The organism is Lutibacter sp. Hel_I_33_5 (genome assembly GCF_007827455.1).
Taxonomy (GTDB): domain Bacteria; phylum Bacteroidota; class Bacteroidia; order Flavobacteriales; family Flavobacteriaceae; genus Polaribacter.
Genome location: NZ_VISM01000001.1, coordinates 1,385,358 through 1,410,940 on the forward strand (window position 1 = coordinate 1,385,358; position 25,583 = coordinate 1,410,940).

Annotated in this window: 23 protein-coding genes, 2 tRNA genes and 1 pseudogene; 18 read left to right on the forward strand and 8 right to left on the reverse strand. The window is 30.3% G+C overall.

The window, feature by feature from the left end:
* The first annotated feature begins 2 nt into the window (after positions 1-2).
* The 6 genes from OD91_RS06145 to OD91_RS06170 all read left to right on the forward strand — a co-directional run bounded on the left by OD91_RS06145 (position 3) and on the right by OD91_RS06170 (position 5,582).
* Positions 3-284, forward strand: coding sequence for an antibiotic biosynthesis monooxygenase (locus OD91_RS06145; RefSeq protein WP_144895512.1), 282 nt, complete (start codon positions 3-5; stop codon positions 282-284).
* A complete protein-coding gene (gene metH / locus OD91_RS06150; RefSeq protein WP_144895513.1) occupies positions 284-2,959 on the forward strand; it encodes a methionine synthase in 2,676 nt (891 codons plus the stop codon). The genes OD91_RS06145 and metH overlap by 1 nt, the downstream gene beginning before the upstream one ends.
* Positions 2,960-3,057: 98 nt before the next feature.
* A complete protein-coding gene (gene metF / locus OD91_RS06155) occupies positions 3,058-4,011 on the forward strand; it encodes a methylenetetrahydrofolate reductase [NAD(P)H] (RefSeq protein WP_144895514.1) in 954 nt (317 codons plus the stop codon).
* 124 nt (positions 4,012-4,135) lie between these two features.
* Positions 4,136-4,453, forward strand: a complete 318-nt coding sequence (gene trxA, locus OD91_RS06160) for a thioredoxin (protein ID WP_144895515.1) — start codon at positions 4,136-4,138, stop codon at positions 4,451-4,453.
* 69 nt (positions 4,454-4,522) lie between these two features.
* Positions 4,523-5,443 carry a DUF58 domain-containing protein gene (locus tag OD91_RS06165; protein WP_144895516.1) on the forward strand — a complete coding sequence of 307 codons (921 nt, stop codon included), beginning with the start codon at positions 4,523-4,525 and terminating at the stop codon, positions 5,441-5,443.
* A 65-nt stretch (positions 5,444-5,508) separates the two neighbouring features.
* Positions 5,509-5,582 (forward strand) — tRNA-Asp (locus tag OD91_RS06170).
* 54 nt (positions 5,583-5,636) lie between these two features.
* Here the strand turns inward: OD91_RS06170 and OD91_RS13715 are convergent.
* The 3 genes and pseudogenes from OD91_RS13715 to OD91_RS06180 all read right to left on the reverse strand — a co-directional run bounded on the left by OD91_RS13715 (position 5,637) and on the right by OD91_RS06180 (position 7,696).
* Complete coding sequence (locus OD91_RS13715) at positions 5,637-5,804, reverse strand: YegP family protein (RefSeq protein WP_370511750.1); 168 nt, start codon at positions 5,802-5,804, stop codon at positions 5,637-5,639.
* Positions 5,805-5,810: 6 nt separating this feature from the next.
* A pseudogene (locus OD91_RS13720) lies at positions 5,811-5,963 on the reverse strand (YegP family protein); the annotation flags it as partial.
* Positions 5,964-6,067: 104 nt separating this feature from the next.
* On the reverse strand, positions 6,068-7,696 hold the full coding sequence (locus OD91_RS06180) for a sodium/sugar symporter (protein WP_144895518.1): 1,629 nt from the start codon (positions 7,694-7,696) through the stop codon (positions 6,068-6,070).
* 163 nt (positions 7,697-7,859) lie between these two features.
* On the opposite strand from OD91_RS06180, the gene OD91_RS06185 reads away from it, so the two are divergent.
* Genes OD91_RS06185 through OD91_RS06205 form a run of 5 tightly spaced genes read left to right on the forward strand, consistent with a single transcriptional unit; the run spans position 7,860 to position 12,649 of the window.
* Positions 7,860-8,858, forward strand: coding sequence for a GntR family transcriptional regulator (locus tag OD91_RS06185; protein ID WP_144895519.1), 999 nt, complete (start codon positions 7,860-7,862; stop codon positions 8,856-8,858).
* 9 nt (positions 8,859-8,867) lie between these two features.
* Positions 8,868-9,752 (forward strand): aldose 1-epimerase, encoded by an 885-nt coding sequence (locus OD91_RS06190; protein WP_144895520.1) that lies wholly within the window; start codon positions 8,868-8,870, stop codon positions 9,750-9,752.
* Between the two features lies 1 nt (position 9,753).
* The gene (gene galK, locus OD91_RS06195) at positions 9,754-10,911 is read left to right on the forward strand and encodes a galactokinase (RefSeq protein ID WP_144895521.1); all 1,158 of its coding nucleotides are present in this window, start codon (positions 9,754-9,756) and stop codon (positions 10,909-10,911) included.
* A gap of 8 nt (positions 10,912-10,919) precedes the next feature.
* Complete coding sequence (locus OD91_RS06200) at positions 10,920-11,942, forward strand: UDP-glucose--hexose-1-phosphate uridylyltransferase (protein WP_144895522.1); 1,023 nt, start codon at positions 10,920-10,922, stop codon at positions 11,940-11,942.
* 5 nt (positions 11,943-11,947) lie between these two features.
* Positions 11,948-12,649 (forward strand): hypothetical protein, encoded by a 702-nt coding sequence (locus OD91_RS06205; protein ID WP_222428670.1) that lies wholly within the window; start codon positions 11,948-11,950, stop codon positions 12,647-12,649.
* Here OD91_RS06205 and OD91_RS06210 read toward each other — a convergent pair.
* The 3 genes from OD91_RS06210 to OD91_RS06220 form a co-directional block, all read right to left on the reverse strand.
* Entirely contained in the window at positions 12,646-14,967 is a 2,322-nt protein-coding gene (locus OD91_RS06210; RefSeq protein WP_222428671.1) for a TonB-dependent receptor domain-containing protein, read from the reverse strand. The genes OD91_RS06205 and OD91_RS06210 overlap by 4 nt on opposite strands.
* 66 nt (positions 14,968-15,033) lie before the next feature.
* The gene (locus OD91_RS06215; RefSeq protein WP_144895524.1) at positions 15,034-15,951 is read right to left on the reverse strand and encodes a FecR family protein; all 918 of its coding nucleotides are present in this window, start codon (positions 15,949-15,951) and stop codon (positions 15,034-15,036) included.
* Between the two features lie 51 nt (positions 15,952-16,002).
* On the reverse strand, positions 16,003-16,515 hold the full coding sequence (locus tag OD91_RS06220; protein ID WP_144895525.1) for an RNA polymerase sigma factor: 513 nt from the start codon (positions 16,513-16,515) through the stop codon (positions 16,003-16,005).
* A gap of 234 nt (positions 16,516-16,749) precedes the next feature.
* Here OD91_RS06220 and OD91_RS06225 point away from each other — a divergent pair, with 234 nt between their 5' ends.
* Positions 16,750-17,922, forward strand: a complete 1,173-nt coding sequence (locus tag OD91_RS06225) for a hypothetical protein (RefSeq protein WP_144895526.1) — start codon at positions 16,750-16,752, stop codon at positions 17,920-17,922.
* A 131-nt stretch (positions 17,923-18,053) separates the two neighbouring features.
* Here OD91_RS06225 and OD91_RS06230 read toward each other — a convergent pair.
* Positions 18,054-18,126 (reverse strand) — tRNA-Met (locus tag OD91_RS06230).
* Between the two features lie 112 nt (positions 18,127-18,238).
* Between OD91_RS06230 and era the strand changes: the two genes are divergently transcribed.
* From era to OD91_RS06245, 3 genes are all read left to right on the forward strand, one after another.
* The gene (gene era, locus OD91_RS06235) at positions 18,239-19,120 is read left to right on the forward strand and encodes a GTPase Era (protein ID WP_144895527.1); all 882 of its coding nucleotides are present in this window, start codon (positions 18,239-18,241) and stop codon (positions 19,118-19,120) included.
* A gap of 53 nt (positions 19,121-19,173) precedes the next feature.
* Positions 19,174-20,484 (forward strand): ribosome biogenesis GTPase Der, encoded by a 1,311-nt coding sequence (der, locus tag OD91_RS06240; RefSeq protein ID WP_144895528.1) that lies wholly within the window; start codon positions 19,174-19,176, stop codon positions 20,482-20,484.
* Positions 20,485-20,562: 78 nt separating this feature from the next.
* Positions 20,563-22,947, forward strand: a complete 2,385-nt coding sequence (locus tag OD91_RS06245; RefSeq protein ID WP_144895529.1) for a GAF domain-containing protein — start codon at positions 20,563-20,565, stop codon at positions 22,945-22,947.
* On the opposite strand, the gene OD91_RS06250 is transcribed toward OD91_RS06245, so the two are convergent.
* Complete coding sequence (locus tag OD91_RS06250) at positions 22,944-24,149, reverse strand: Pycsar system effector family protein (RefSeq protein ID WP_144895530.1); 1,206 nt, start codon at positions 24,147-24,149, stop codon at positions 22,944-22,946. The genes OD91_RS06245 and OD91_RS06250 overlap by 4 nt on opposite strands.
* 181 nt (positions 24,150-24,330) lie before the next feature.
* On the opposite strand from OD91_RS06250, the gene msrB reads away from it, so the two are divergent.
* From msrB to msrA, 3 genes are read left to right on the forward strand one after another with little or no spacing between them, the layout of a single operon-like run.
* Positions 24,331-24,780, forward strand: coding sequence for a peptide-methionine (R)-S-oxide reductase MsrB (gene msrB / locus OD91_RS06255; protein ID WP_144895531.1), 450 nt, complete (start codon positions 24,331-24,333; stop codon positions 24,778-24,780).
* A 3-nt stretch (positions 24,781-24,783) separates the two neighbouring features.
* The gene (locus OD91_RS06260; RefSeq protein ID WP_144895532.1) at positions 24,784-25,071 is read left to right on the forward strand and encodes a glutaredoxin domain-containing protein; all 288 of its coding nucleotides are present in this window, start codon (positions 24,784-24,786) and stop codon (positions 25,069-25,071) included.
* A 4-nt stretch (positions 25,072-25,075) separates the two neighbouring features.
* Complete coding sequence (gene msrA / locus OD91_RS06265) at positions 25,076-25,570, forward strand: peptide-methionine (S)-S-oxide reductase MsrA (protein WP_144895533.1); 495 nt, start codon at positions 25,076-25,078, stop codon at positions 25,568-25,570.
* Positions 25,571-25,583: the final 13 nt, after the last annotated feature.

Consider the following 25,583-nt stretch of genomic DNA (forward strand, 5'->3'; position numbering starts at 1 on the left):
GTATGATTTTAGAAGTAGCCATATTAAACATAAAAGAAGGATTATCTAACGATTTTGAAGCTAATTTTCAAAAGGCAAAATCTATCATTTCTTCTATGAAAGGCTACATTTCTCATGAATTAAAAAAATGTATTGAAGAAGAAAATAAATATATTTTATTGGTGAATTGGGAAACGCTAGAAGATCATGAAATTGGATTTAGAAAATCAGAAGAATATAAAGAATGGAAAAAGTTGTTACATCATTTTTATGAACCCTTTCCAACTGTAGAGCATTATAAATAATGAAGATTAATCAAACAAAATACATGAAACTATCTGGTTTAGAACCTTTGGTTCTAAACGAAAACAGTAATTTCATAAACGTCGGAGAACGAACAAATGTAGCAGGATCACGTAAATTTCTTCGTTTAGTAAAAGAAGAAAAATTTGATGAAGCGTTAGATGTAGCACGTCATCAAGTGGATGGTGGTGCGCAAATTATTGACATTAATATGGACGATGGTCTTATTGATGGAAAAGAGGCCATGGTTCGTTTTTTGAATTTAATTGCTGCCGAACCTGATATTTGTAGAGTACCTATAATGATTGACAGCTCCAAGTGGGAAATCATTGAAGCTGGATTACAAGTAGTACAAGGAAAATGTGTTGTAAATTCAATTTCATTAAAAGAAGGAGAAGAAAAATTCATTTGGGAAGCTACTCAAATTAAACGTTATGGTGCAGCTGTAATTGTAATGGCTTTTGATGAAGTTGGACAAGCGGATAATTACGAACGTAGAATTGAAATTTCAAAACGTTCTTATGATATTTTAGTTGATAAAGTAGGTTTTCCTTCCGAAGATATTATTTTCGATTTAAACATTTTTCCTGTAGCTACAGGAATGGATGAACATAAAAAAAATGCCATCGATTTTATTGAAGCAACCCGTTGGGTGCGTCAAAACTTACCAAATGCTAGTGTTAGTGGAGGTGTGAGTAATGTGTCTTTTTCTTTTAGAGGAAATAATGGTGTACGTGAAGCAATGCACTCAGTGTTTTTATACCACGCAATTCAAGCTGGCATGAATATGGGGATTGTGAATCCAGCGCTTTTAGAAGTGTATGACGATATTCCAAAAGATTTATTAGAACATGTTGAAGATGTTATTTTAAACCGAAGAGATGATGCTACCGAACGTTTATTAGACTTTGCAGAAACTGTAAAAGGATCAAAAGTTGAAAAAGGATTGGATTTATCTTGGCGAGAAAATCCAACACAAGATCGTATTACTCATGCTTTAGTAAAAGGTATTGATGCTTTTATAGTCGAAGATGTAGAAACGGCAAGACAAGAATCTGAAAAACCTATAGATGTTATTGAAGGTCATTTAATGATTGGTATGAATGTGGTAGGTGATTTATTCGGCGCTGGTAAAATGTTTTTACCGCAAGTGGTAAAATCAGCACGTGTAATGAAAAAAGCAGTTGCTTATTTAAATCCATTTATTGAAGCCGAAAAAACAGAAAAACAAGAACCTGTTGGAAAAATATTAATGGCAACCGTAAAAGGTGATGTACATGATATTGGTAAAAATATTGTAAGCGTAGTACTAGCCTGTAACAACTATGAAATAGTTGATTTAGGTGTAATGGTACCACCAGAAAAAATTATTGCAACTGCAAAAGAACAAAATGTAGATGTTATAGGTTTAAGTGGTTTGATTACTCCATCATTAGACGAAATGGTGTACTTAGCAAAAGAAATGGAGCGTCAAAACTTTACCATTCCGTTATTAATTGGTGGTGCAACAACCTCTAAAGCTCATACAGCTGTTAAAATAGATACCCAATATAAAAATGCGGTAGTTCATGTAAATGATGCATCAAGAGCGGTAACTGTTGTAGGTGATTTATTAAACAAGAAAACGTCGCAAGAATATGTGACTAATATGAAAAAAGACTATGATTTGTTCCGTGAAAAGTTTTTAAAACGCGGAAAAACAAAATCATATATTTCTATAGAAGAAGCACGTAAGCGAAAATTTAAAATAGATTGGGAAACAACCAATATTACAAAACCTAACGAATTAGGCGTTCAAACTTTAGAACAACTAAGTTTAAAAGAATTAATCCCATATATTGATTGGAGTCCGTTTTTTAGAAGTTGGGACTTACATGGTAAATATCCATCTATTTTAGAAGATAAGGTTGTAGGTGAACAAGCAAGGAGTTTATTTAATGATGCTCAGGACATGTTGAATAAAATTGTTGCAAATCAATCTTTTAAGCCTAAAGGGATTTTTGGATTATTTGAAGCAAACACCATAAATGACGATGATATCTCGGTTCAAAAAAACGAAAAAGAAATTGCAGTGTTTAGAACACTACGTCAGCAATTAAAAAAACGTGATGGTATACCTAGTTTCGGATTAGCCGATTTTGTTGCCCCAAAAGAAAGTAATAAAAAAGATTATGTTGGTGCATTTTGTACCGCTATTTTTGGAGCTGATGAATTAGCAAAATCGTATAAAGAAAATCTAGACGATTATAATGCTATTATGACACAAGCATTAGCAGATCGATTTGCTGAAGCTTTTGCAGAATATTTACATCATCGTGTTAGAACCCAACATTGGGGTTATGCAAGTGACGAAAATTTAAGTAACGAAGATTTTATAAAGGAAACCTATAAAGGAATTAGACCAGCACCAGGTTACCCTGCATGTCCAGATCATTTAGAAAAAGAAACGATTTGGGAATTATTGAATGTAGAAAACAAAATTGGTGTAACCTTAACGGAAAGTTTAGCCATGTGGCCTGGAGCTGCAGTATCTGGTTTTTATTTTGCAAATGAAGAATCTAAATATTTTGGTTTAGGAAAAATTACTCAAGATCAAGTAATTGATTTTGCAGATAGAAAAGGAATCACTTTAGAAAAAGCGAACAAATGGTTACATCCTAATTTAGCGGAAGAGTAAGCTTGCGTTAGCGATTGAAACGGCATCCTTTTTTGAGGAACGAAAAAAAGATATAGTGTAAAGCGCGACCCTTGAGGTAACGCCCAAGAAAAATAAATATGAAAGTAACAGATCACATAAAAAAAGCAAATGGTAAAACATTATTTTCGTTTGAAATAATACCGCCAAAAAAAGGGAAAAGCATTCAGGAATTATATAGCAATATAGATCCGTTAATGGAATTTAAGCCTCCTTTTATTGATGTAACAACTTCTAGAGAAGAGTTTATATATATTGAGAAAGAAGGGCTGTTTGATAGAAAAATTACTAGAATGCGTCCTGGAACTTTGGGAATTTGCGCTGCTATAAAACATAAATATAATGTAGATACTGTTCCGCATGTATTATGTGGTGGTTTCACAAAGGAAGAAACCGAATATTTACTGGTAGATTGTCATTATTTGGGTATTAATAACGTGATGGCTTTACGTGGTGATGCCATGAAAGGTGAGCAATATTTTAAAGCGACCAAAGGCGGACATTCTTTTGCTACTGAGTTAGTTGCTCAAATTCAAGATTTAAATTGCGGGAATTATTTACATGATGGCGTAACTGTTGATGATAAATCTGACTTTTGTATTGGGGTTGCTGGATATCCTGAAAAACACATGGAGGCTCCGTCTTTAAATACTGATTTAATGCGTTTAAAAGAAAAGGTTGATGCTGGAGCAGATTATGTAGTAACTCAGATGTTTTTCGACAATAAAAAGTATTTCGAGTTTGTAGAAGCTGCAAAAAATATTGGGATTAATGTGCCTATTATTCCGGGAATTAAACCTTTAGCAGTAAAAAGGCATTTACAATTATTACCTCAAGTTTTTAAGATTGATATTCCAGAAAATTTAATTCAGGCTATAGATTCATGTAAAGACAATAAAGCAGTAAGGCAAGTGGGTATTGAATTTGCAATTGAACAATCTAAAGAATTGTTAGCTGCAGGTGTGCCTGTTTTACACTACTACTCTATGGGGAAATCTAGCAATATACAGCAAATAGCTTCTGCTATATTCTAAATTTGTAAGGATAGAAAGGATTGATAGACAGATAAGAAAAAGTAATTTTATAAAAATTGCTTTGGTAAAATATTTGTTTACTTTTGTAGGAACAAATTAAGAATAACAATTAAAATAAAATATAATGGCATTAGAAATAACAGATGCAACGTTTGATGAAGTAGTATTAAAATCAGACAAACCAGTTTTAGTAGATTTTTGGGCAGCTTGGTGTGGACCGTGTAGAATGGTTGGACCTATTGTTGATGAAATTCATACTGAATATGATGGTAAAGCTATTGTTGGTAAAGTAGATGTTGATGCAAACCAAGAATTTGCAGCTAAATACGGTGTAAGAAATATACCTACTGTGTTAATCTTTAAAAACGGAGAAGTTGTAGATAAGCAAGTTGGTGTTGCGCCTAAAAACGTCTACACTGGTAAAATAGACGCAGCTTTATAAAAAGCATTTTTATAAAAGATATCTAAAAAGGTTTGGCTAAGGTCAAACCTTTTTTTATTTTCGGTACATATGAATCTTTCAGAAACAAAATCTTCAGAAATTAAAAACTTAGACTTGTTAGCTAAACAAGTTGTTGAGGGTTTTATAACGGGTAAACATAAAAGTCCGTTTCATGGATTTTCTGTTGAATTTTCTGAACACAAATTATATAACAAAGGAGAAAGTACGCGTCATATTGATTGGAAGCTTTTTGCCAAGACCGAAAAACTCTACACTAAAAAATACGAAGAGGAAACTAATTTACGTTGTCATATTATTATTGATAATTCTGCTTCGATGCATTATCCAGTTGTAAAAAATCAATCTATCGATTCTTTAAACAAAATTGGTTTTTCTGCAATAGCCGCTGCTTCTTTAATGGAGATTTTAAAACGCCAGAGAGACGCTGTTGGATTAAGTATTTATTCTGACACCTATGAGTATTACGCCCCGGAAAAAGGAAGTGAACGCCACAGAAAGATGATTTTACATCAACTTGATCAATTATTAACTTCTGAAACAACAAAAGGAACAAAGACGTATCAATATTTACATGAAATTGCAGAAAAGATCCATAGAAGATCTTTAATTTTTTTGTTTACGGATATGTTCCAAACCACCAAAGAAAAGGAGGAACTTTTAGAGTCACTTCGTCATCTAAAGCACAATAAACATGAAGTCGTTTTGTTTCATACATACGATGGAAAGACTGAATTTGACTTTAATTTTGATGATTCGCCTAAAAAATTCATAGATATTGAGACTGGCGAAGAAATTAATTTATATGCTCAAAATATTCAAAAAGAATACACAAATTTAGTTACCGAATATTTTAAAGAATTAAAAAACAAATGCTTACAATATAAAATAGATTATGTTCCTGTAGATATCAATCTAGGCTTTCATCAAATATTAACTACTTATTTGGTGAGCAGAAAAAAAATGATGTAAAATTTTAATTTTTTGTTTTGCCAATACAAGGAACTAACTTATATTTGCAACCGCATTTATGCAACGGTTTGGTAGTTCAGCTGGTTAGAATACCTGCCTGTCACGCAGGGGGTCGCGGGTTCGAGTCCCGTCCAGACCGCAAAAAAAGCTTCTCATTTGAGAAGCTTTTTTTATATATTTATTTTGATAAATACTATACCTCTTCTACAGAAGCATCAGGCGCGTTTTTCTTAACAGAAGCAATTCCGTTTTCCATAGCTCCATCATTAGAATACATTTCGCTATTTCCAATAACTTGTCCGTTAGACGATTTTAAGTTGAAGTAAGGACTTCCATCTTTTGCTACTGCCCTTTCAAACATAGCATCGTTTTGCGAGTTTGTTCTAACAGATTCTATTCCGTTATCACACCCTGCTTTATTAGCATACCCTTGACTTGATAAAATTATTTGACCGTTACCAGCTTTTAAGTTAAAACGAAACTTACCTGCTTTATCAGTTTTAATTTCAAATTTTCCCATTTTGTTTGATTTTTAAATTATGGATATAAATATAAAAAAATATTCAACCAAAAAAAACCTAGAAGTAAACTTCTAGGCTTTTATATTTTTTAAAACTTTTTATTTTACCAGAAAAGGCAATATAATACAGCTGTAATAATAGAAATTACAATAGAAACAATATTAAATAATGGTGATGTTTTAAACAACTCTTTACTTAAAGGTATTCCTTTTTCATCATCTGCTCCTTTATTTTGTAAATAACTAATTACAATAATTACTAGCATAGTTAATACCGCTGTTAAGCCCATTTGATGCATCCATGGCTCTAAAGCTGCAATAGGTATGTATTTTAAAGCTAACGCAATAGGAATTGATAAAACTGCTCCCCAAATCGCTGCATTATTAGTTGTTTTCTTCCAGAATAATCCTAAAATAAATACTGCTAAAATACCAGGACTTACTACTCCAGTCCATTCTTGGATAAATTGAAATGCTTGATCTATACCTCCTAATAAAGGGGCCATAATCACTGCAATAATTAATGCTACTGCGGCAGAAATTCTACCAACATTTACAGTCTGCTTATCATTTGCATTTTTATTAATGTATTGCTTATAAATATCCATCGTAAAAATAGTAGAAGTCGAATTTAACATAGACGCTAAAGAAGATACAATTGCTGCTGCTAATGCTGCAAAAGCCACACCTTTAAGTCCAGTTGGTAAAAACTGTAATAACCAAGGATATGCTTTATCTGCTTGTTCTGCAGATGGTAAACTTAATGTTCCTGCTTCTCCTAAAGTAGCCATAATCGCTGGATCATTCACCATAACATACGCCGCAATACCAGGTACAACAACAATTAATGGAATTACAATTTTTAATCCTGCTGCTAATAAAATACCTTTTTGAGATTCTTTTAAAGATTTAGCTGCTAATGTTCTTTGTATGATATACTGATTGAATCCCCAGTAATAAATGTTTGCAACCCAAAGACCACCAACTAATACCCAAATACCAGGTAAATTATTATAGTTCTCGTTTGCTTCATCTAAAATCATATGAAATTTATCTGGTGCAGCTTCCATCACTTTAGAAAATCCTGCCATCACTCCTTCGCCTCCAGATACTGTATTTAAAGCTATATACGTTGTAGCCATACCACCTAAAACAAGAAAAACAACTTGTATTACATCTGTCCAAGCAACCGCAGATAAACCACCATATAAAGAATATGCTGCTGCAAATAATGCTAAACCAATTACGGCGTAAATCATATCTACTCCCATAATTGTTTCAATGGCTAAACCACCTAAATACAATACAGATGCAAGGTTAACAAATACATATAAGGCAATCCAGAAAACTGCAAGTATCGTTTTTAAATTGGTAGAAAAACGCTTCTCTACAAATTCTGGAATTGTATACAGTCCTTTTTCAATAAAAATAGGTAGAAAATACTTACCTACAATAATTAAGGTAATGGCTGCCATCCACTCATATGAAGCGATTGCTAGTCCTAATGCAAAACCAGAACCTGACATTCCTATAAACTGTTCTGCCGAAATATTGGCTGCAATTAATGAAGCACCAATTGCCCACCATGGTAAAGATTTACTCGCTAAAAAGTAATCTTCAGCATTTTTTTGATGCCCTTTTTTATCTCTCGAAACCCATAATCCAACACCAAGTATAAGTACACCATAGGCAATGAAAATTACGTAATCCCAAAAATGAAATCCACTAGTCATATTTTAGTTATTTAAATTAAATTTAGTTGTTTTTAATCTGATTACAAACTATTCTCCTTAATTGAAAACAATTTATAACCTGCCAAATTTATACATTTTATTTTAAAAAACCAACTAGTAGGTACTGGTTGGTAAAATATAAATTTTATATATATTTGCAGCTATGGATTTTATTTCGATAAATAAAGATATTAGCACCCCTAAATATAAGCAAATCATTGACTCTATTGAAAATGCTATTATTGAAGGATTGCTAAAAAAAGAAGATAAAATTCCATCAATAAACGATATTAAAAACAGTTATCAATTATCAAGAGATACTGTTTTATTTGCGTTTAATGAATTAAAAAACAGAGGTATCATTAAATCTGTAGTTGGAAAAGGGTATTATGTAGCAAGTGAAAATGTTACTGTTATTCAAAAAATATTTTTACTTTTTGATGAGTTAAATTCCTTTAAAGAAGACTTATATAATTCTTTTTTAAAACACTTAGGCAATGATGTTCAAGTTGATATTTATTTCCATCATTTTAATGAAAATATTTTCAGCAAGCTGATTCAAGACAATCAAGGTGATTATAATTATTTTGTAATTATGCCAGCGAATTTAAAAAACACCAATGATGATATTAAAAAATTAGCGAATGATAAAGTTTATATTTTAGATCAAATTCATGATGACTTAACTGATTATCCAGCGATTTATCAAAATTTCGAAAAAGCGCTTTTTAATAACTTAACTAAGATAGTAAACGACATAAAAAAGTATCAAAAGCTAGTATTGGTTTTTTCTAAAGAAAAACAACCAGAAGGTATTCTTAATGGGTTTACAACTTTTTGTGAAGCAAATTCGATCTCTTTTGAAATTATAAATTCTTTTGATAACAGAGCAATAGAAAAAGGTGAACTCTACATTATTCTTGATGATAAAAATTTATTGAGAGTAATTAAAAAAATGAAAGAAGAAAAACTAACGCTTGCAAAAGACATCGGGGTGATTTCCTATAATGACACGTTACTAAAAGAAATTGTTGAGGGTGGTATCACTACTATTTCTACAGATTTTAATGCGATGGGGAAACGTTTGGCAGAAATGATTTTAAATAAAGAAAAAACTCAAATTGAGAATCCAAATAATATAATAATTAGAAATTCTATTTAACCCTTTTTAATGTATACAATAAAACAAAATAATCATCATTTAATAATTGAAAATACACAGCAAAAAGTGTATTCTAAAATTCATTTAAATGAAGGTGCTAGTTTACAAGAATTAACACTTAACGGACATGCATTAATTACTGATTTAAGTCCATTAACGTATAGTGACACCTATGCATCATCAATATTATTTCCTTTTGCGAGTAGAATTAGAGATGGTAAATATGAATTTAATGGAGAAAAATTTCAACTAGATACAAATCAACGAGAAGAAAAAAATGCCTTGCATGGTTTGGTTTATAATAAACTATTTACGGTTCTTAAAAAAGAAGAGCATAATGATTATGCGGCTGTTTTACTAGAATATGTTGAAAATGATAAATCGCAAGGATTTCCTTTTACCTATACGATTCAAATTGAATACAGATGTACGCAAACCGAATTATCAGTAAAAATAAACGTAAAAAATACGGATGATCGTGTTTTTCCATTTACCATTGGATGGCACCCGTATTTTAATAGTAGTGATCTTTATAGTAGTTACCTAGACTTTAATAGTGATAAAACATTAACCTATGATGCAAAAAACATCACTAAAGAAGTTGTAGATTTTAATAATGATTCATCATTTACTATTGAAGACAAACAATTAGACAATTGTTTTCTTTTAAAAGATAACAGTGTAGAATTTACAACACCTAAGTATCGTTTTTCTATTGAATCTAGCGCAAAAGAAAACTTTTTACAAGTGTACACACCACCTAAGAAAAATATAATCGCAATAGAACCAACTACCGGTGTTGCGGATAGCTTTAATAACAATATTGGATTACAAACTTTAGCTTCAAATGAGGTATATAAAATAGATTGGACTTTAAAATTAAAAAACATATAAAATGAATAAGGCACTTATACAAAAAGTAGAAAAAAGCTTTATAGAGAAATTTAATACGAACCCAATGTTAGTATTTTCTCCTGGTAGAATTAATTTAATTGGAGAGCATACCGATTATAACGACGGGTTTGTTTTTCCTGCAGCTATCGATTTAGGAATTGTTGCTGGAATTCAAAAAAGTGACACGAATACTTCTACAGCTTTTGCGATTGATAAAAAAGAAGCGATTGAGTTTTCTTTTGACACTTTAAAACCATCTTCTGAAGGAAACTGGGAAAACTATGTTTTTGGTGTTGTAGCAGAAATCTTAAACCGCGGAAAAGTTTTAGGTAATTTTAATATCGCTTTTAGTGGAAATATTCCTGGAGGATCTGGAATGTCTTCTTCTGCTGCTCTAGAAAACAGTGTTGTTTATGGATTAAATGAACTTTTTAATTTAGGGTTTACTAAAGAAGAAATGATTTTTATTTCACAAAAAGCCGAACATAATTATGTGGGTGTAAAATGTGGAATCATGGATCAGTACGCAAGTATGTTTGGAATAGAAAACAACGCGTTATTGCTGGATTGTAGAACGATAAAAGCAACACCTTATAAAATCGATTTTAAAGGATATGAGTTGTTATTAATCAATACAAATGTAAAACACAAATTATCTGACAGTGCATATAACGACAGACGTTCTGCTTGTGAAAACATCTCAGAACTTTTAAAAATAAAAGCTTTACGTGATGCCACTGAAGACGATTTAGCAAACATAAAAGACAGTGTTTCTGAAGAAAATTATCAAAAAGCATTGTATGTAATTCAAGAAAATAAAAGAGCAGAAAAAGCGTCTGAAGCTATTACAAATGATGATTTAAAAAGTCTTGGAGCATTAATTTATGCATCACATGACGGATTGCAAAATCAATATAAAGTTAGTTGTAAAGAACTTGATTTTTTAGTGGATCAAACGAAAGACAACCCTAATATTTTAGGAGCAAGAATGATGGGTGGCGGTTTTGGTGGCTGTACTATCAATTTGATTAAAAAAGAAGAAATCGCAGATTTTTCATCTAGCATTTCAGAAGCCTATAAAAATCAATTTAATATGGATTGTTCAATTTATTCGGTACAACTTTCTGATGGTACTCATTTAATTAACGACAATAAATAAAAAGAAAAATGACTACAGATTTACAAGATTTTTCACATAAAAGATTTAATATTTTAACCGGAGAATGGGTATTAGTATCTCCACATAGAGCAAAAAGACCTTGGCAAGGACAGAATGAAAAAGCGGCTACAGAAAAAAGACCAAGTCATGATGCTTCATGTTATTTATGTGCTGGAAACAAAAGAATAACTGGTGATGTAAATCCAGACTATCAAGATGTATTTGTTTTTAATAACGATTTTGGAGCCTTACAAAGCGACTCTAAAGTATTTGAAGTCAACGATAATTTATTACAAGCACAAAGCGAACAAGGTATTTGTAAAGTAATTTGTTTTAGTCCGGATCATTCTAAAAGTTTGGCAGATATGGATGCTAACGATATTCAAAAAGTTGTAGCTATATGGCAACAAGAATATAAATCGTTAGGAGAAAATGAATTCATAAATTATGTTCAAATTTTTGAAAATAAAGGTGCAGTTATGGGATGTAGTAATCCGCATCCACATGGACAAATATGGAGTCAGTCTACATTACCTAATGAGGTTGTAAAAAAAGATTCGCAACAACAAACCTATTATAGTAAGAATAATAAAAGTTTATTAGGCGATTATTTGCAGCAAGAGATCGATAAAAAAGAGCGCATTATTTACGAAAACGACAACTTTGTTGTCTTGGTTCCTTTTTGGGCAATTTGGCCATTTGAAACAATGATTGTTCCAAAAGAATCTCAATCAACAATTTTAAAAATGTCTGATGTACAAACATTAGATTTTGCAAAAGCTGTTTCGGCAATTACAAAGGCATATGACAAATTATTTGAGTGCTCATTTCCGTATTCTAGTGGAATTCATCAAGCGCCAACCAATGGAGAAGATAATTCTCACTGGCATTGGCATATGAGTTTTTATCCACCATTATTAAGAAGTGCTACCGTTAAAAAATTTATGGTTGGTTATGAAATGTTTGGAACACCTCAACGTGATATTACTGCAGAAATTGCGGCAAATAGATTAAGAGATTTAATTGAATAATCTCAATGAATTATTTAATAACATATAAGAAAATCGGCATAATTATTTATTTAATCATGCCGTTTTTTGCTGTTAATAGTATCGCACAAAAATCAATTCCAGAAAACTATACACTTATTTATTCTCAAGATTTCGAATCTGAAAAAGCTATTGGTGATTTTAAATTCACAGATGATAACGCATGGAAAATAGATGATTCTAATTCAGGAAAAAGTTTACATCTTCATAAACAAAGTAACTACAAACCAAAGGTAAGATCGCCATTTAATATTGCTATTCTACAGAAAGTAACCGTTGGTGATTTTATTTTAGAAATAACTTTAAATCAAACAAGTAGAGAATATAATCATAGAGATTTATGTTTATTTTTCGGCATACAAAACGAATCTCAATTTTACTATACACATATTGCGAGTGTAGCCGATAAGCATGCAAATAACATCTTTTTAGTTGATAACAATCCTCGAATTAAAATAGCAAGTAAAACTTCCAAGACAATTAATTGGGGTTCAAAAACTTCTTGGCATACTGAAAGAATAGAACGTAATACTAAAGAAGGAACGATAAAAGTATTTTTTGATGATATGACTCATCCAAAAATGGAAGCTAAAGACACAACATTAACTTACGGAAAAATTGGACTTGGTTCTTTTGACGATACTGGAAAGTTTGACAACTTAAAAATTTGGGTTCCAAAAACAAATTAAAAAGCGACTCTAAAAACTAAATTTGGAGTAAATCCTAAAGAATATCTATTAATTTCTTGAAGTAAGAAGTTTTCTATAGCACTATCAAAATTTGAAGATATTTTATAAGATCTACCTAAAATATTTTTTCTATTAGCAATATTTAATACCGAAAAACCTATTTTTCCTACCCACTTTTTAGTTGTTGAAAGGTTAAATTTATAAGTAGCCGAAAAATCTAATCTACTATAATTTGGCAATCTAGCTCCATTAGTTTTATTATAATTAATCTCTGGTGTATCATCTATTAGACTTATTCCCAAAGCATTTGTATAGGGAGTTCCTGTTCTCATATTAAAACCTAAAGAAAAATTAAAATTATTATATGCATAAGAATGCGCCCAAGTAAGATGATGTTTTACATCAAAATTACCAGGAAAAAACTCCCCATTATTTACATCTTCAAACTTAAATTGATTATTAATAAATGAATAACTTATCCAACTTCTATAGTTATCGATTTTCTTTTTTATTAAAACATCAATACCAAAAACAGTACTTTTTCCTTTAAAAAATGAAACATCAGTAGGATTATCAAAACCTTTGGTTAACGAGGTTAAACCATCAATTTTTTTATAATATCCATCAATATCTATTTTTGTTCCATTTTTATTAAAAGCAAAACCTGTAGAAACTTGATTACTTTTTAACACGGGGATTTCTTCTCCGTCTGCAAGAATCCAAGTTTGATTTTCTAATCCTAAACCTTCATCTTGAAACTCTACAATTTGACTTACCGATTGATATAATTGCTCAACAGATATTTTATATTTTAATTCTGATGACAAACGTACTTGAGCTCTAATTCTAGGCTCAACAAACAACTTTTCTAATGTGGATATATAATTTACTCTAAGACCTCCATTCAAAATAAAATCGTCTTCTTTTTTATATTGATATTCTCCAAACAACGAATGCACTTTGTTCTTTTGTATGTCTTCGTAGTTATTTACTTCTTCTGGTAAATTTTCTTCTTTGTTTTTAAAATTTAATTGATATCGTATTTTTTGTTGTGATAGTTGATATCCAAACGCAACACTATTAGCCTTGTTTAATATCCAATCTGCATTTGCCAAAACACCAAAATCTTCAACGTTATTTTGTCTTATAATTTCACTTATAGAAGTGGTTTCAAAAGTTGATAATCCGTTATAATCTAGATCTAAATTAGAAATATAGGCTTGTAAACTATAACTCAGTTTTGTGCTTGAATCATGATTCCATAAAATACTAGAACCATGGTTTTTTATATTTAATTGATCTCTTATTGTTTCGTTAAATTCATCAATCGTAAAACCAAAATCTAACACATTCTTGGCAAACAAATTACTTACCGTAATTTTATCTTTTTCTGATGGTTTAAAAATTGCTTTTAGTGTAATATCAGAAAACTTAAAAAGTTCAGAGTTTTGAGTAATATCTTCTCCTTCTAAGATTTTCTGTTCATCCGAAATTTTTGTGTTCTGAAATACTTTTTTAGAAATATTTGTAAACGTAACCGATTCAAAAACATCATTAAAAGAACGTCTTGCAGATGCAATTAAGGCTACTTTTTTTGTGACAGGAATTTTTAAGTATGCATCTGCATGGGTTAAATTAAAACCAACCCCACCTTCAATTGTATCTGGAATTTTATCTGAAGATGTAATATCTATTACACTCGAAATTCTTCCACCATATTTAGCTTTTGTTTCGTTTACATATAACTTTACATCTTTTGTGATGTAAGGATTAAACGCAGAAATCATTCCGAAGAAATGACCCGAATGATACATTTTTATTCCATCCCAAAGAATTAAATTTTGATCTGGTGTTCCACCTCTAACATATAAACCAGAAGCGGTTTCTGTTGGACTTTGAATACCTGGAAGTAATTGAAGACTTTGCAAAACATCGGGCTCTGTTAAGCCTGGAAGTATCCCTAATTTACTTGGTGAAAAAACGATGGATCCATCATTTTTTTTGTGAATTCCTGAAGTAAGATATTCTTTTACAACTATTTCATCTAAATTCTGAATTTTAGATAAGTCTATGGTTGTTCTCCTTTTTAGAATATAATATCGATTGGTAACTTTTTCAAACTCAACTTCTGATTGATATTCAATAGATTCAAATATAGTTTCAAGCGTTACTTTTTGTAAATCAAACGTGATTAGTTGATTTTTAATTAATTCTGAGTTGTATGAGAATTTAATTTCAAACTTATTTTCAAGCGTAACTAAAACTTCTTGTAAGGGTACTTTATTAAAAGACAATGATGTCTTTTTTTGAGACATCATTGTCAATGAAAACAAAAAAAATATAAGGATTATTTTTAATTTCATATACGGTTGACAATAAAGTTACTATTTCTTATTAGTAAGAACAATCGTTTTATCGCCTTTAAAAGTATATAAAATATCCATAGTAGTGAAAACTGTTTTTAGGGCTACCTTTAAATTTTTATGAGAAAACACACCTGTATATTTTTTTGATGTATCTATTTTATCGGAATTAATTGACACATTAAATTGATTCTCTAACGCTTTAATTACTTGTGCTAACGACGCATTTGTAAACGTACTTTCTCCTTGCAACCAAGATGGTTTTACGTCAGAAAATTGCCACTCCTCTACTTTAGAATTTACAATTCTAACAGCGTTTCCTGGTTTTAAAATAATATTATGATTAGAACTTTTTACAGCTACACTTCCTTCATGACATTGTACCTCAAAATAATTGTTATTGACCAACACATTAAATTCTGTTCCTAAAACCTCAACTGTTCCAATAGCAGTAATCACTTTAAAGGTTTTCCCTTTTTCAACATCAAAAAAAGCTTCACCTTTTAAATTTATTTCTCGTTGTTCTTCCCAAGTTTTACTATTAAATTCTAATTGTGATTGTGCATTTAATTGCACCTTAGAATTATCTGGAAGAACAACTGCTAATTGTTCTCCAAAACCTGTTTGAAATTCAGAAGGAGTATCATTCATAAAAAATAAAAGCCCTAAAGCAACAATTAATACTGCAGCAGCACTATACATCCAAGTCGGAATTAATCGTCTAACTTTTGATTGATTTTCTTTATGTAATTCTTGTTGAATTTTATGTAGAGCAGCTTTTTTATTATAAGCTGGTGCTTCTAATTTTTGTGCACTCTCATTAATCTTATTAAAAGCTGTGTACTCTTTAGATTTTTTAAACGACGTTAATTCTTCCTCGGATAGATCGTTAGAAATCCATCGTGCTAAAAAAGTGTCGTCTGAGAAATGTTTTTCCATTTTTTAATTCCTTTCTATTACTAAAACAAGTAACTATTGTTTTACCCTACTTTAAATATCACCTATTTTTTCTCTCAATGTTTTTAAGGCTAAGCTCATACGCTTTTCTACTGCTTTTACAGTGATTCCTATAACCTCAGCTATTTCTGCATATTTTTTCTTATCAATTCTACTTAATAAAAAAACTTCTCGTTGTTTTTCTGGTAAATCTGCAATTGCTTTTTTTAGCTTTACCATAAACTCCTTTTCTTCTAATATAAATTCTGGCGTTTCATTTGTACTCTCTTTTACTAAATGTACTTGATGTTTCAATACAACTTTCTGATAGGCTACTTCATTTAAAAAAGCATTTTTAGAAATAGTATATAAATAAGACTTTGCTTTTTCGAAAATTACTTTTGCGCAATTCTTCCAAAGTTTAATAAATGAATCTTGAACTATATCTTCTGCTTGTTGAAGATTACCACATTTATAGTAAATAAAATTGCGCAAAGTTTCTGAATGATTATTAAAAATCATTTCATAATTCTTTTGTTCGCAAACAGATTTTGTTTCTGGGTTCATTAAGTGAAATCAACTTTTATAATCTCGAGTTCAAATCTAAAGAAAATTTAGCAAAGGATATTTCATTTATACAATAACCCGTCAACTATTTTTAATCAACATTTATTAAAATTAAAATATTGATTACCAGTATTTTAGATAAAAAATCTATTTTTATTCAAAGAAAAAGTAGGGTAAAACTATAGTTGACTGTTTTAATTAAAACGAATAAATATTAATTTAAAAGTTATTATCATGAAACTACAATTTAAAATTCTACTTATGGTGTGTGTCTTTTCATTTTTCATCACTTCTTGTGAGCAAAATGAAACCATAGAAGCACCTCAAACAACAACTAAAGTTGCAAAAAAACGATTATTTAAAGCCGCAAAAGCAGCTGTAAGTAAAAGTAAAAGAACTCCGAGTACAAGTAATAATAATCATGCAGCAAAACGTATCGCTTCTATAGATTGTTTTGCATATGTGTTTCCAATTACTATAAAAAATGGCGAAGAAGAAACTGTAATAAATAGTAAAGAAGAACTAGCCGATTATTATGATGCAGTTGAAATCGGTTCTGAACCAGAAATCGTCTTTCCTATCACTATTAAATTAGAAGATAATAGTGAAGAAACTATTACTAATTTAGAAGAATTAGATGATGTATATGATTCTTGTATGGGTGAAGAAACACCTTGTTACACGCTTAATTACCCTTTAAGTTTAGTACAAGAAGATTTTACCACTAACACCTCAAACGAAACAGTAATAAATAGCGAAATTGAACTTCATACTTTTATTGATATGGCATTTGACAAGGATGAAAATGCTCATATTACTTTTAAATATCCTTTAGAGTTAACATTGAGCGACGGGAGTATTTCTACTATAGAAAATGATGATGATTTTGATGCAATTGATAGTTATTGTTATAATTATGATGATTGTGAAGATTATGATGAGTTTGATTGTTTTGAAGTTCAGTTCCCTATTAAAGCAAACCTAAATGGCGAAGAAATTACAATTAACTCAAATGATGATTTAGAAGAATATATTTCTAAGTTAGAAGATTATACATTTCCTGATTTTGTTTTCCCAATAGACATAAAATATACTGATGATACATTAGTAACATTAAATTCTCTAGAAGAATTGGAAGATGCTTTTGATGACTGTTTCTATGAAGAAGATGATGACACTATTTGTTTTGACATCACATATCCTATTAACTTAGTTAAAAATGAAGATACAGAAAACACAGTTACAGTAAATAATGATCAAGAGTTTGATGCCTACCTAGATAGTTTAATAGAAGATGATTATTTATATATTGGTTATCCCTTAACAGTAATTTTACAAGACGGAACTAAAAAGACAATTGCAGACGATGATGAGTTTATTGCCTTAGAAGAATCTTGTGATAATTAATTAAAGAACCCCCAGATTAAAAAATGATTATATAACTTGTGGGGACAACGAAAAGTTATTTTACCCTCGCTACTATTTAGCGAGGGTTTTTTGCATAAAAAAAGAGAATCAAAATTGATTCTCTTTTCTAGTAGCGGGAACTGGACTCGAACCAGTGACCTTCGGGTTATGAGCCCGACGAGCTACCTACTGCTCTATCCCGCGATTTGGACTGCAAAGATACTATATAAACAGACTATTTACCAAACAAAATCTATTAATTTTTAATATTATGCTTTTTTTATTATCAACCTAAAAAACAAACTATCTTTGCAGCATGATACATAAAGCCGGTTTTGTAAATATTATTGGAAATCCAAATGTGGGTAAGTCTACGCTAATGAATGCATTAGTTGGCGAAAAACTATCTATCATAACTTCAAAGGCTCAAACGACAAGGCATAGGATTTTAGGAATTGTAAATCATGATGAGTATCAAATTATTTTTTCTGACACACCAGGAATTCTAAAACCAGCATATGAATTGCAAGAATCTATGATGGATTTTGTAAAATCTGCTTTTGATGATGCCGATGTGTTGATTTATATGGTAGAAGTTGGTGAGACTGCACTTAAAAATGAAGCTTTTTTCGATAAAATCATCAATAGTAAAATTCCAGTAATCCTATTATTAAATAAAATTGATAAATCATCACAAGAAGATGTGGAAGCAAAAATTGCTTTCTGGAGAAATAAAGTACCAAACTCTTTTGTCTATGTAATTTCTGCTTTAGAAAAATTTAATGTACAGACGGTATTCTATAAAATTATTGAGCTTCTTCCTGAAGGCCCTCCTTTTTATCCAAAGGATCAATTAACAGATAAATCAGAACGCTTTTTTGTAAATGAATCTATAAGAGAGAAAATCTTAATGCATTACAAAAAAGAAATCCCATATTCTATAGAAGTAGAAACCGAAGAATTTGTTGAAGAAGAACATATTATAAAAATTCGTGCTGTAATTATGGTAGAGCGTGATACTCAAAAAGGGATTATAATCGGACATAAAGGATCTGCCATAAAACGTGTAGGAACTGAAGCTAGAAAAGACTTACAGAAATTCTTTGAAAAGAAAATATTTCTAGACTTATATGTAAAAGTCAATAAAAATTGGCGTTCTAACGAGCGACAACTTAAAAGATTTGGGTATAAAGACTAAATCTAAACTTCAGTAATTATTATTTAAGGTATCTTTGCACAAAATTTAAAAGAATGAGCAGTATTGTTGCCATTGTTGGAAGACCTAATGTAGGAAAATCAACACTTTTTAACCGTTTAGTTCAACGTAGAGAAGCTATTGTAGATTCTGTAAGTGGGGTTACACGTGATAGACATTACGGGAAATCTGATTGGAACGGAAAAGAATTTTCTGTAATTGATACGGGTGGATATATTGTTGGTTCTGATGATATTTTTGAAGCGGAGATAAGAAAGCAAGTTCAGCTTGCTATAGATGAAGCAGATATTATCATTTTTGTGGTTGATGTGGAACAAGGAATTACACCAATGGATTCTGAAGTTGCAAAATTGTTACGCAAAGTAAAAAAACCAATTTTTACCGCTGTAAATAAAGTTGACAACGCAATGCGTGAAGCTGATGCAGTAGAATTCTATAATTTAGGTTTAGGAGATTATCATACCATTTCATCCATTAATGGAAGTGGAACTGGAGATATTTTAGATGATATTGCTAAAATAATGCCCGAACCAGAAGAAGTCGATTTAGAATCTGAAGCTTTACCTAGGTTTGCCGTTGTTGGAAGACCAAACGCAGGTAAATCATCTTTTATTAATGCACTAATTGGTGAAGACAGAAATATTGTCACCAATATTGCAGGAACAACAAGAGATTCTATCGACACCAAATACAATCGTTTTGGATTTGATTTTAATTTAGTTGATACTGCTGGAATCAGGAAAAAATCGAAAGTAAAAGAAGATTTAGAATTCTATTCTGTAATGCGTGCCGTTAGATCTATTGAATATGCTGATGTAATCATTTTAATGATAGATGCTACTCGTGGTTTTGAAGGACAAGATCAAAATATTTTTTGGTTGGCAGAAAAGAATAGAAAAGGTGTAGTAATCTTAGTTAATAAGTGGGATTTAATTGAGAAAGAAACCAATACATTACGTGATTTTGAAGCTAAAGTTAGAAAACAAATAGAACCTTTTACAGATGTCCCAATTGTGTTTATTTCTGCACTTACCAAACAACGTTTATTAAAAGCAATCGAAACCGCTGTTCAAGTTTTTGAAAACAGAAAAACCAAAATTGCGACAAGTAAGTTTAACGACGCTATGTTAGAAGTGGTAAAAAACTATCCGCCACCTGCAACAAAAGGTAAATTCGTGAAAATTAAGTACTGTATGCAATTGCCTACACAAACGCCTCAGTTTGCTTTTTTCTGTAATTTACCACAATATGTTAGAGATCCTTATAAACGTTTTGTAGAAAACAAATTGCGTGAAATTTATGACTTTTCTGGCGTACCTATCACAATTTACTTTAGACAGAAATAACTCCTTTTTTTGTAAGCAAAAGCGTTTAAAACGACTACAAAATAACAATTTTGTAACTTTGTAAAATATTTTTCGCCTATGAAAATCTTTCAATCAAAATCAGAGACTGATATTGAATTGCCTTTACAGCTAAATATTTCTTTTAGTAAAATGTTTACGGTATATGAAAAATATGGGTCGAAAGAATATGAGAAACATCCCTATCACAAATCTGCAATAGAGATGATTAGGGAGCTGAAGAAATATCCAGAATTATTTGAAGGTTTTTCAGATCATACTTTATTAGAAAAATATAAAACACAAATAGATTTACTTTTAGAACCTCTTTTTCCTGAGGCTTTACTAGAAAATGAAATAAAGGCGGCAACAATTCCATTTTCATTTACCTCATTTAAGTTTACAACTCGATTTGAAAATATCTTAAATAATGCTGGAGAAAATTATGATTTTTCAGTTCGTAATTTCGAAGATGATTCCATGTATATTATGGCATGTACTTTTATTCTAGGCTATGTTTATGGATATCAAGTAGATTTAAAAAGACCATTTTATTTTGATATTCCCAATACAATTTCTGGATTAACAAAACATTATAGAGCTGCATTTAATGCCGATTTTTCTGAAGTTATACCAACAGAAAAAGCACCAAAAATCACAAAAGAAGATTATTTAGAATTATTAGATAATTTTGATAATATTGAGGTTTGGAGAAAAAAATTTCCACCAAACAGTTATATATTTAAAGGATTTGGAATCATTAATTTATTTGATGTAACAGCAGATGAAACAATTTCATCTATAAGAACTAACTTATTAAAAAGTGATGATGATTTAATTGAGAAATTGGAGAAAAACCTTCAAGAATTCTATAACATAAAAGATTTAATGTTAGGGTATTCTGTTTTCGACACCACAAATAATTTAGAAAAAGTACATATTAAAAGATCTAAAAGTTTATTATTTAAAGATCGATTAGAGTTTTCTTGTAGTACAGATTTTTGTCATCACACATCAAAAAAAATATTTAAAGAACAAGAAACAGTCGCTATTTCTAATGTTGAGAAATATGGTGAACTAACAAATCAAAACTCCTTATATAAAACATTAATAAAAAGAGGAATCCAGAGTATAATTTTAATTCCGATTAAATCTTCTAACGGAAATGATTTGGCTATGTTAGAAATTGCATCACCAAGACCTTACGAGTTAAATTCTATCAATCAGAATAAATTAAAAGATATAATTCCTGCCTTTGAAGCTGCAGTAGAAAGAGCTGCAGAAGAACATAAAAATAGTATAGAAGCTACCATTCAAGAAAACTACACCTCTTTACACGAAACTGTAATGTGGAGGTTTGAAGAAGCTGCTGAGAAATATCATAGAGATGTCCAAACAAATCCACAAGACATAAAATTAGAGCAAATTATATTTAATGATGTATTTCCTCTTTTTGGTCAATGTGATATAAAAGGTTCTTCGATAGCAAGAAACAATGCTATAAAAGATGATTTAACTACCCAGTTAACATTAGCAATTAATGTATTAAATGAAGCTTGTAAAACAGAGAAATTACCTATTTACGACGAGCTTGTTTTTCGAGTTTCAGAATATTTAAAAGAAGTAAAAGAAGGGTTGAAAGCTGGTGATGAAATTGGTATTATCGACTTTTTAAAGAAAGATATTTATCCTGTTTTCACCCATATAAAAGACATCAATAAAAAATTGTCTAATCAGGTAAACTTATACATGAATAGTTTAGATAACAAATTACAAGTTGTCTATAAAAAGCGTAAAGATTACGAAAACAGTGTAACGTTATTAAACGATAAATTGGCAAAATTTATTGACAGAAAACAAGAAGAAGCACAAGCAATGTTTCCTCATTATTTCGAGCGTTATAAAACCGATGGTGTAGAATACAATATGTATATCGGACAATCATTAGTTAAAAACAAAACCTTCGACAACTTATATCTCTACAACCTTAGATTGTGGCAATTACAAGTTATGTACGAAATGGAGAATCTTGCTTTTAATGCAAAAAAAGTAATGAATCACCCTTTAGAAGTTGCTTCATTAATTTTAGTACATAGTAATTCTCTTGCCATTAAATTTAGAATGGACGAAAAGAAGTTTGATGTTGATGGCGCTTATAATATTAGATATGAAATTATTAAAAAACGTATCGATAAAGCACATATAAATGGAACTAGCGATCGTTTAACTGTTCCTGGTAAAATTGCCATCGTTTATTCTCAAGACAAAGATGCAAAAGAGTATTTAAAATATATTAAATTCTTACAATCTAAAAAACTTTTTGGCAAGGTAGAAAAACTTGAATTAGAAGATTTACAAGGAGTTTCAGGTTTAAAAGCATTGCGTGTTGAAGTCTTATATCAAGAAAACTATTCAGGCAAAAACACGATTACTTTTAACGATTTAATTAAAGAAATAGAAGCTTAGATTCCAGCTGGATCTTGCATTTTAAAAGACAAAATAAAAGCTAAAACACTAACAACTATACCAATCATAAAAACGGTATACGTCACTCGTAAAAGTTTATATTTTCTATTTAAAACCAATCCTAGAAAGTATAAATCTTTGGTTAAAGAACCGTACAAATAATCTCTGTCTTGCATCATTTCATTCATAGCCCATTCAAAGTCTGGCAACTTCATTTGATGAAAATTTCCAAAGAATAATAGGTTTACCTTTTTATTCGCAACATCTTCTTTTGTGAATTTCCCTTCAGTAACATTGGGTCTTGTAGACAAAACAGATAACACTATTGAAGCTACTGTAAAAATGATAAAAACTAAAGATGGAATAATTAAATATTGATTTGAAGGGTTATCTAATTTTGAAACCAAATTTGATAAGACTAAAGAAATAATAATTGCATTTACCGATAAAAGAATATTCGCTTTTGTGTCTGCAATATCACTTAATGTGATATGATTTCTTAAAGCAACTCTAAACATAGTTTCTATACCTCTTTCGGGTAATTCAACCTTGTTTTTCTTAAAACTTAATTCTTCTTTTTTCTGATTAAACTTTTTATTTTCTTGTTTTATTTTCTTTTGATATTTTAATAAGGATGCAACATTTTTCCCTTTCGTTTTAGACCAGTTTTTTAATGCATAATCTGTATAAAATCGATGCTTTTGCGTTAAAAATTCTAAATTTAAATCAGTCCATTCAGATTCAGAAAACTGTTTATTTTCTGTTAGTTCCCACTCTTTTCTAAGCAATGCTGCATGATCATTAAAACTTTTACTCCCTAAATGAGAACAATCTGCATCTCTAATAATTTTTTCAAAATCATTTTTTGGTAGATGTTCCATTTTTGTAGCTAAAATCAACTTAGAAACAACCTGAATTCTATCATCAGAAATTTTTTGCGATTTTAAAAAATCAGTAAGAACTCGTATACTTTCTTCTTCATGATTTTCTTTACCTTTTGTATATCCTACATCATGAAACCAAGAAGCTAGCAACAAATTTTCAGCAGATCCTCCTTCAATTTTAAGAGCTTCAATAAATTCATTTGTTTTCTCAACAACTCTTTGAGTATGCGATAAATTATGATATACATAATTATTTTCTAGACCTTCATTTAAAAGTTTAAAAACAACTTTTTCTGCTTCAATTAAGATGGTACTCATAAGATAAATTGATTTAAAACAAAGATATACATTTTAGATTTTAGATACTTTGAACTCATATTTTGTCGTAAATTTAGACAATGCTTTCAAACATCATTTAATTGTAAGAATTAGTGTCTTTTTACGACTATTATTTTATTAAAAAGCATCATATTATTAATTAAAAAGAAAAGGAAAATATATGCTTACTTGGAAAGAAATTATCAGTTTTAGTCAAAAAGGAAACCCTACTCCAGAGAAAAGAGTAGAAAAATCAGAAGCTGAATGGAAAGAGCTGTTAACTCCAGAACAATTCAGAATTACTAGGCAAAAAGGTACAGAAAGACCAAATTCTGGTGATTTATGTAGCATTTACGATGAAGGCAAATACAATTGTGTTTGTTGTAATACTCCGTTGTTTGATTCTACCATAAAATTTAGTTCGGGAACGGGTTGGCCTAGTTTTACGCAACCTATAGAAGAAAATGCTATAAAGTATCATAAAGATATTTCTTTTGGTATGATTAGAGTTGAAGTTATGTGCAATACCTGCGATGCTCATTTAGGACATATTTTTCCTGATGGACCAGAACCAAGTGGTTTACGTTATTGTATAAATTCAGAATCTATGAAATTAGAAAAAACCACTTAAAAAATGGATAGCAGTAGTTTACATACAATAAAACTTTATGGAGCTGAATATTGTCATAAAACAAGGTACTACAAAGATTTATTGAATGAATTTAAGGTTCCGTTTGATTTTTTAGATGTTGATAAAAATGATTCTTTTGCAAAAGAATTGCGCAATCTTTATATCAATAAAAGACTTAATTTTCCAACAATAACCATTGATAAAAAGAAATTAAGAAATCCACGAAAAGAAGAACTGAAGAAATGGATAGATAGAATGACACCAGAATTAATAAAACAAAAAGAAGAATAGAAAAATGAGCATTTATAAAAAAGCATATATAGCAGGAGGTTGCTTCTGGGGAATGGAAGATCTCTTTAGAGTTCGCCCAGGAATTAAAGACACCGAAGTTGGTTATCTAGGTGGAGAAAATGATCATCCGACTTATAAAAATCATCCAGGGCATGCAGAAGGAATTGAATTAACATACGATCCAACAGAAACTAATTTCAGAGAAATTTTAGACTATTTTTTTAGAATTCATAACCCAACAACAATAGATAGACAAGGAAATGACATGGGCTCTAGTTATCGATCTACTATTTTCTTTCAAGATGAAACTGAAAAACAAACAGCAGAAGAAATAATAACGTTGGTAAATGCTTCTAAAAAGTGGGATGAAAAGGTAGCTACTACTTTAGAATCGTATACTAAATTTTGGGCTGCAGAACCAGAACATCAAGATTATTTGGTAAAACACCCAAATGGTTACACCTGTCATTTTGAACGTGATTTCGGAAGTTTTTTATAAAATTTGATATAAC

Bases quoted from the DNA above. Each gene is read 5' to 3' on its own strand.
- OD91_RS06145 (WP_144895512.1), top strand. From the start codon at position 3: ATGATTTTAGAAGTAGCCATATTAAACATAAAAGAAGGATTATCTAAC.
- metH (WP_144895513.1), top strand. From the start codon at position 284: ATGAAGATTAATCAAACAAAATACATGAAACTATCTGGTTTAGAACCT.
- metF (WP_144895514.1), top strand. From the start codon at position 3,058: ATGAAAGTAACAGATCACATAAAAAAAGCAAATGGTAAAACATTATTT.
- trxA (WP_144895515.1), top strand. From the start codon at position 4,136: ATGGCATTAGAAATAACAGATGCAACGTTTGATGAAGTAGTATTAAAA.
- OD91_RS06165 (WP_144895516.1), top strand. From the start codon at position 4,523: ATGAATCTTTCAGAAACAAAATCTTCAGAAATTAAAAACTTAGACTTG.
- OD91_RS13715 (WP_370511750.1), bottom strand. From the start codon at position 5,804: ATGTTTGAAAGGGCAGTAGCAAAAGATGGAAGTCCTTACTTCAACTTA.
- OD91_RS06180 (WP_144895518.1), bottom strand. From the start codon at position 7,696: ATGACTAGTGGATTTCATTTTTGGGATTACGTAATTTTCATTGCCTAT.
- OD91_RS06185 (WP_144895519.1), top strand. From the start codon at position 7,860: ATGGATTTTATTTCGATAAATAAAGATATTAGCACCCCTAAATATAAG.
- OD91_RS06190 (WP_144895520.1), top strand. From the start codon at position 8,868: ATGTATACAATAAAACAAAATAATCATCATTTAATAATTGAAAATACA.
- galK (WP_144895521.1), top strand. From the start codon at position 9,754: ATGAATAAGGCACTTATACAAAAAGTAGAAAAAAGCTTTATAGAGAAA.
- OD91_RS06200 (WP_144895522.1), top strand. From the start codon at position 10,920: ATGACTACAGATTTACAAGATTTTTCACATAAAAGATTTAATATTTTA.
- OD91_RS06205 (WP_222428670.1), top strand. From the start codon at position 11,948: ATGAATTATTTAATAACATATAAGAAAATCGGCATAATTATTTATTTA.
- OD91_RS06210 (WP_222428671.1), bottom strand. From the start codon at position 14,967: ATGATGTCTCAAAAAAAGACATCATTGTCTTTTAATAAAGTACCCTTA.
- OD91_RS06215 (WP_144895524.1), bottom strand. From the start codon at position 15,951: ATGGAAAAACATTTCTCAGACGACACTTTTTTAGCACGATGGATTTCT.
- OD91_RS06220 (WP_144895525.1), bottom strand. From the start codon at position 16,515: ATGAACCCAGAAACAAAATCTGTTTGCGAACAAAAGAATTATGAAATG.
- OD91_RS06225 (WP_144895526.1), top strand. From the start codon at position 16,750: ATGAAACTACAATTTAAAATTCTACTTATGGTGTGTGTCTTTTCATTT.
- era (WP_144895527.1), top strand. From the start codon at position 18,239: ATGATACATAAAGCCGGTTTTGTAAATATTATTGGAAATCCAAATGTG.
- der (WP_144895528.1), top strand. From the start codon at position 19,174: ATGAGCAGTATTGTTGCCATTGTTGGAAGACCTAATGTAGGAAAATCA.
- OD91_RS06245 (WP_144895529.1), top strand. From the start codon at position 20,563: ATGAAAATCTTTCAATCAAAATCAGAGACTGATATTGAATTGCCTTTA.
- OD91_RS06250 (WP_144895530.1), bottom strand. From the start codon at position 24,149: ATGAGTACCATCTTAATTGAAGCAGAAAAAGTTGTTTTTAAACTTTTA.
- msrB (WP_144895531.1), top strand. From the start codon at position 24,331: ATGCTTACTTGGAAAGAAATTATCAGTTTTAGTCAAAAAGGAAACCCT.
- OD91_RS06260 (WP_144895532.1), top strand. From the start codon at position 24,784: ATGGATAGCAGTAGTTTACATACAATAAAACTTTATGGAGCTGAATAT.
- msrA (WP_144895533.1), top strand. From the start codon at position 25,076: ATGAGCATTTATAAAAAAGCATATATAGCAGGAGGTTGCTTCTGGGGA.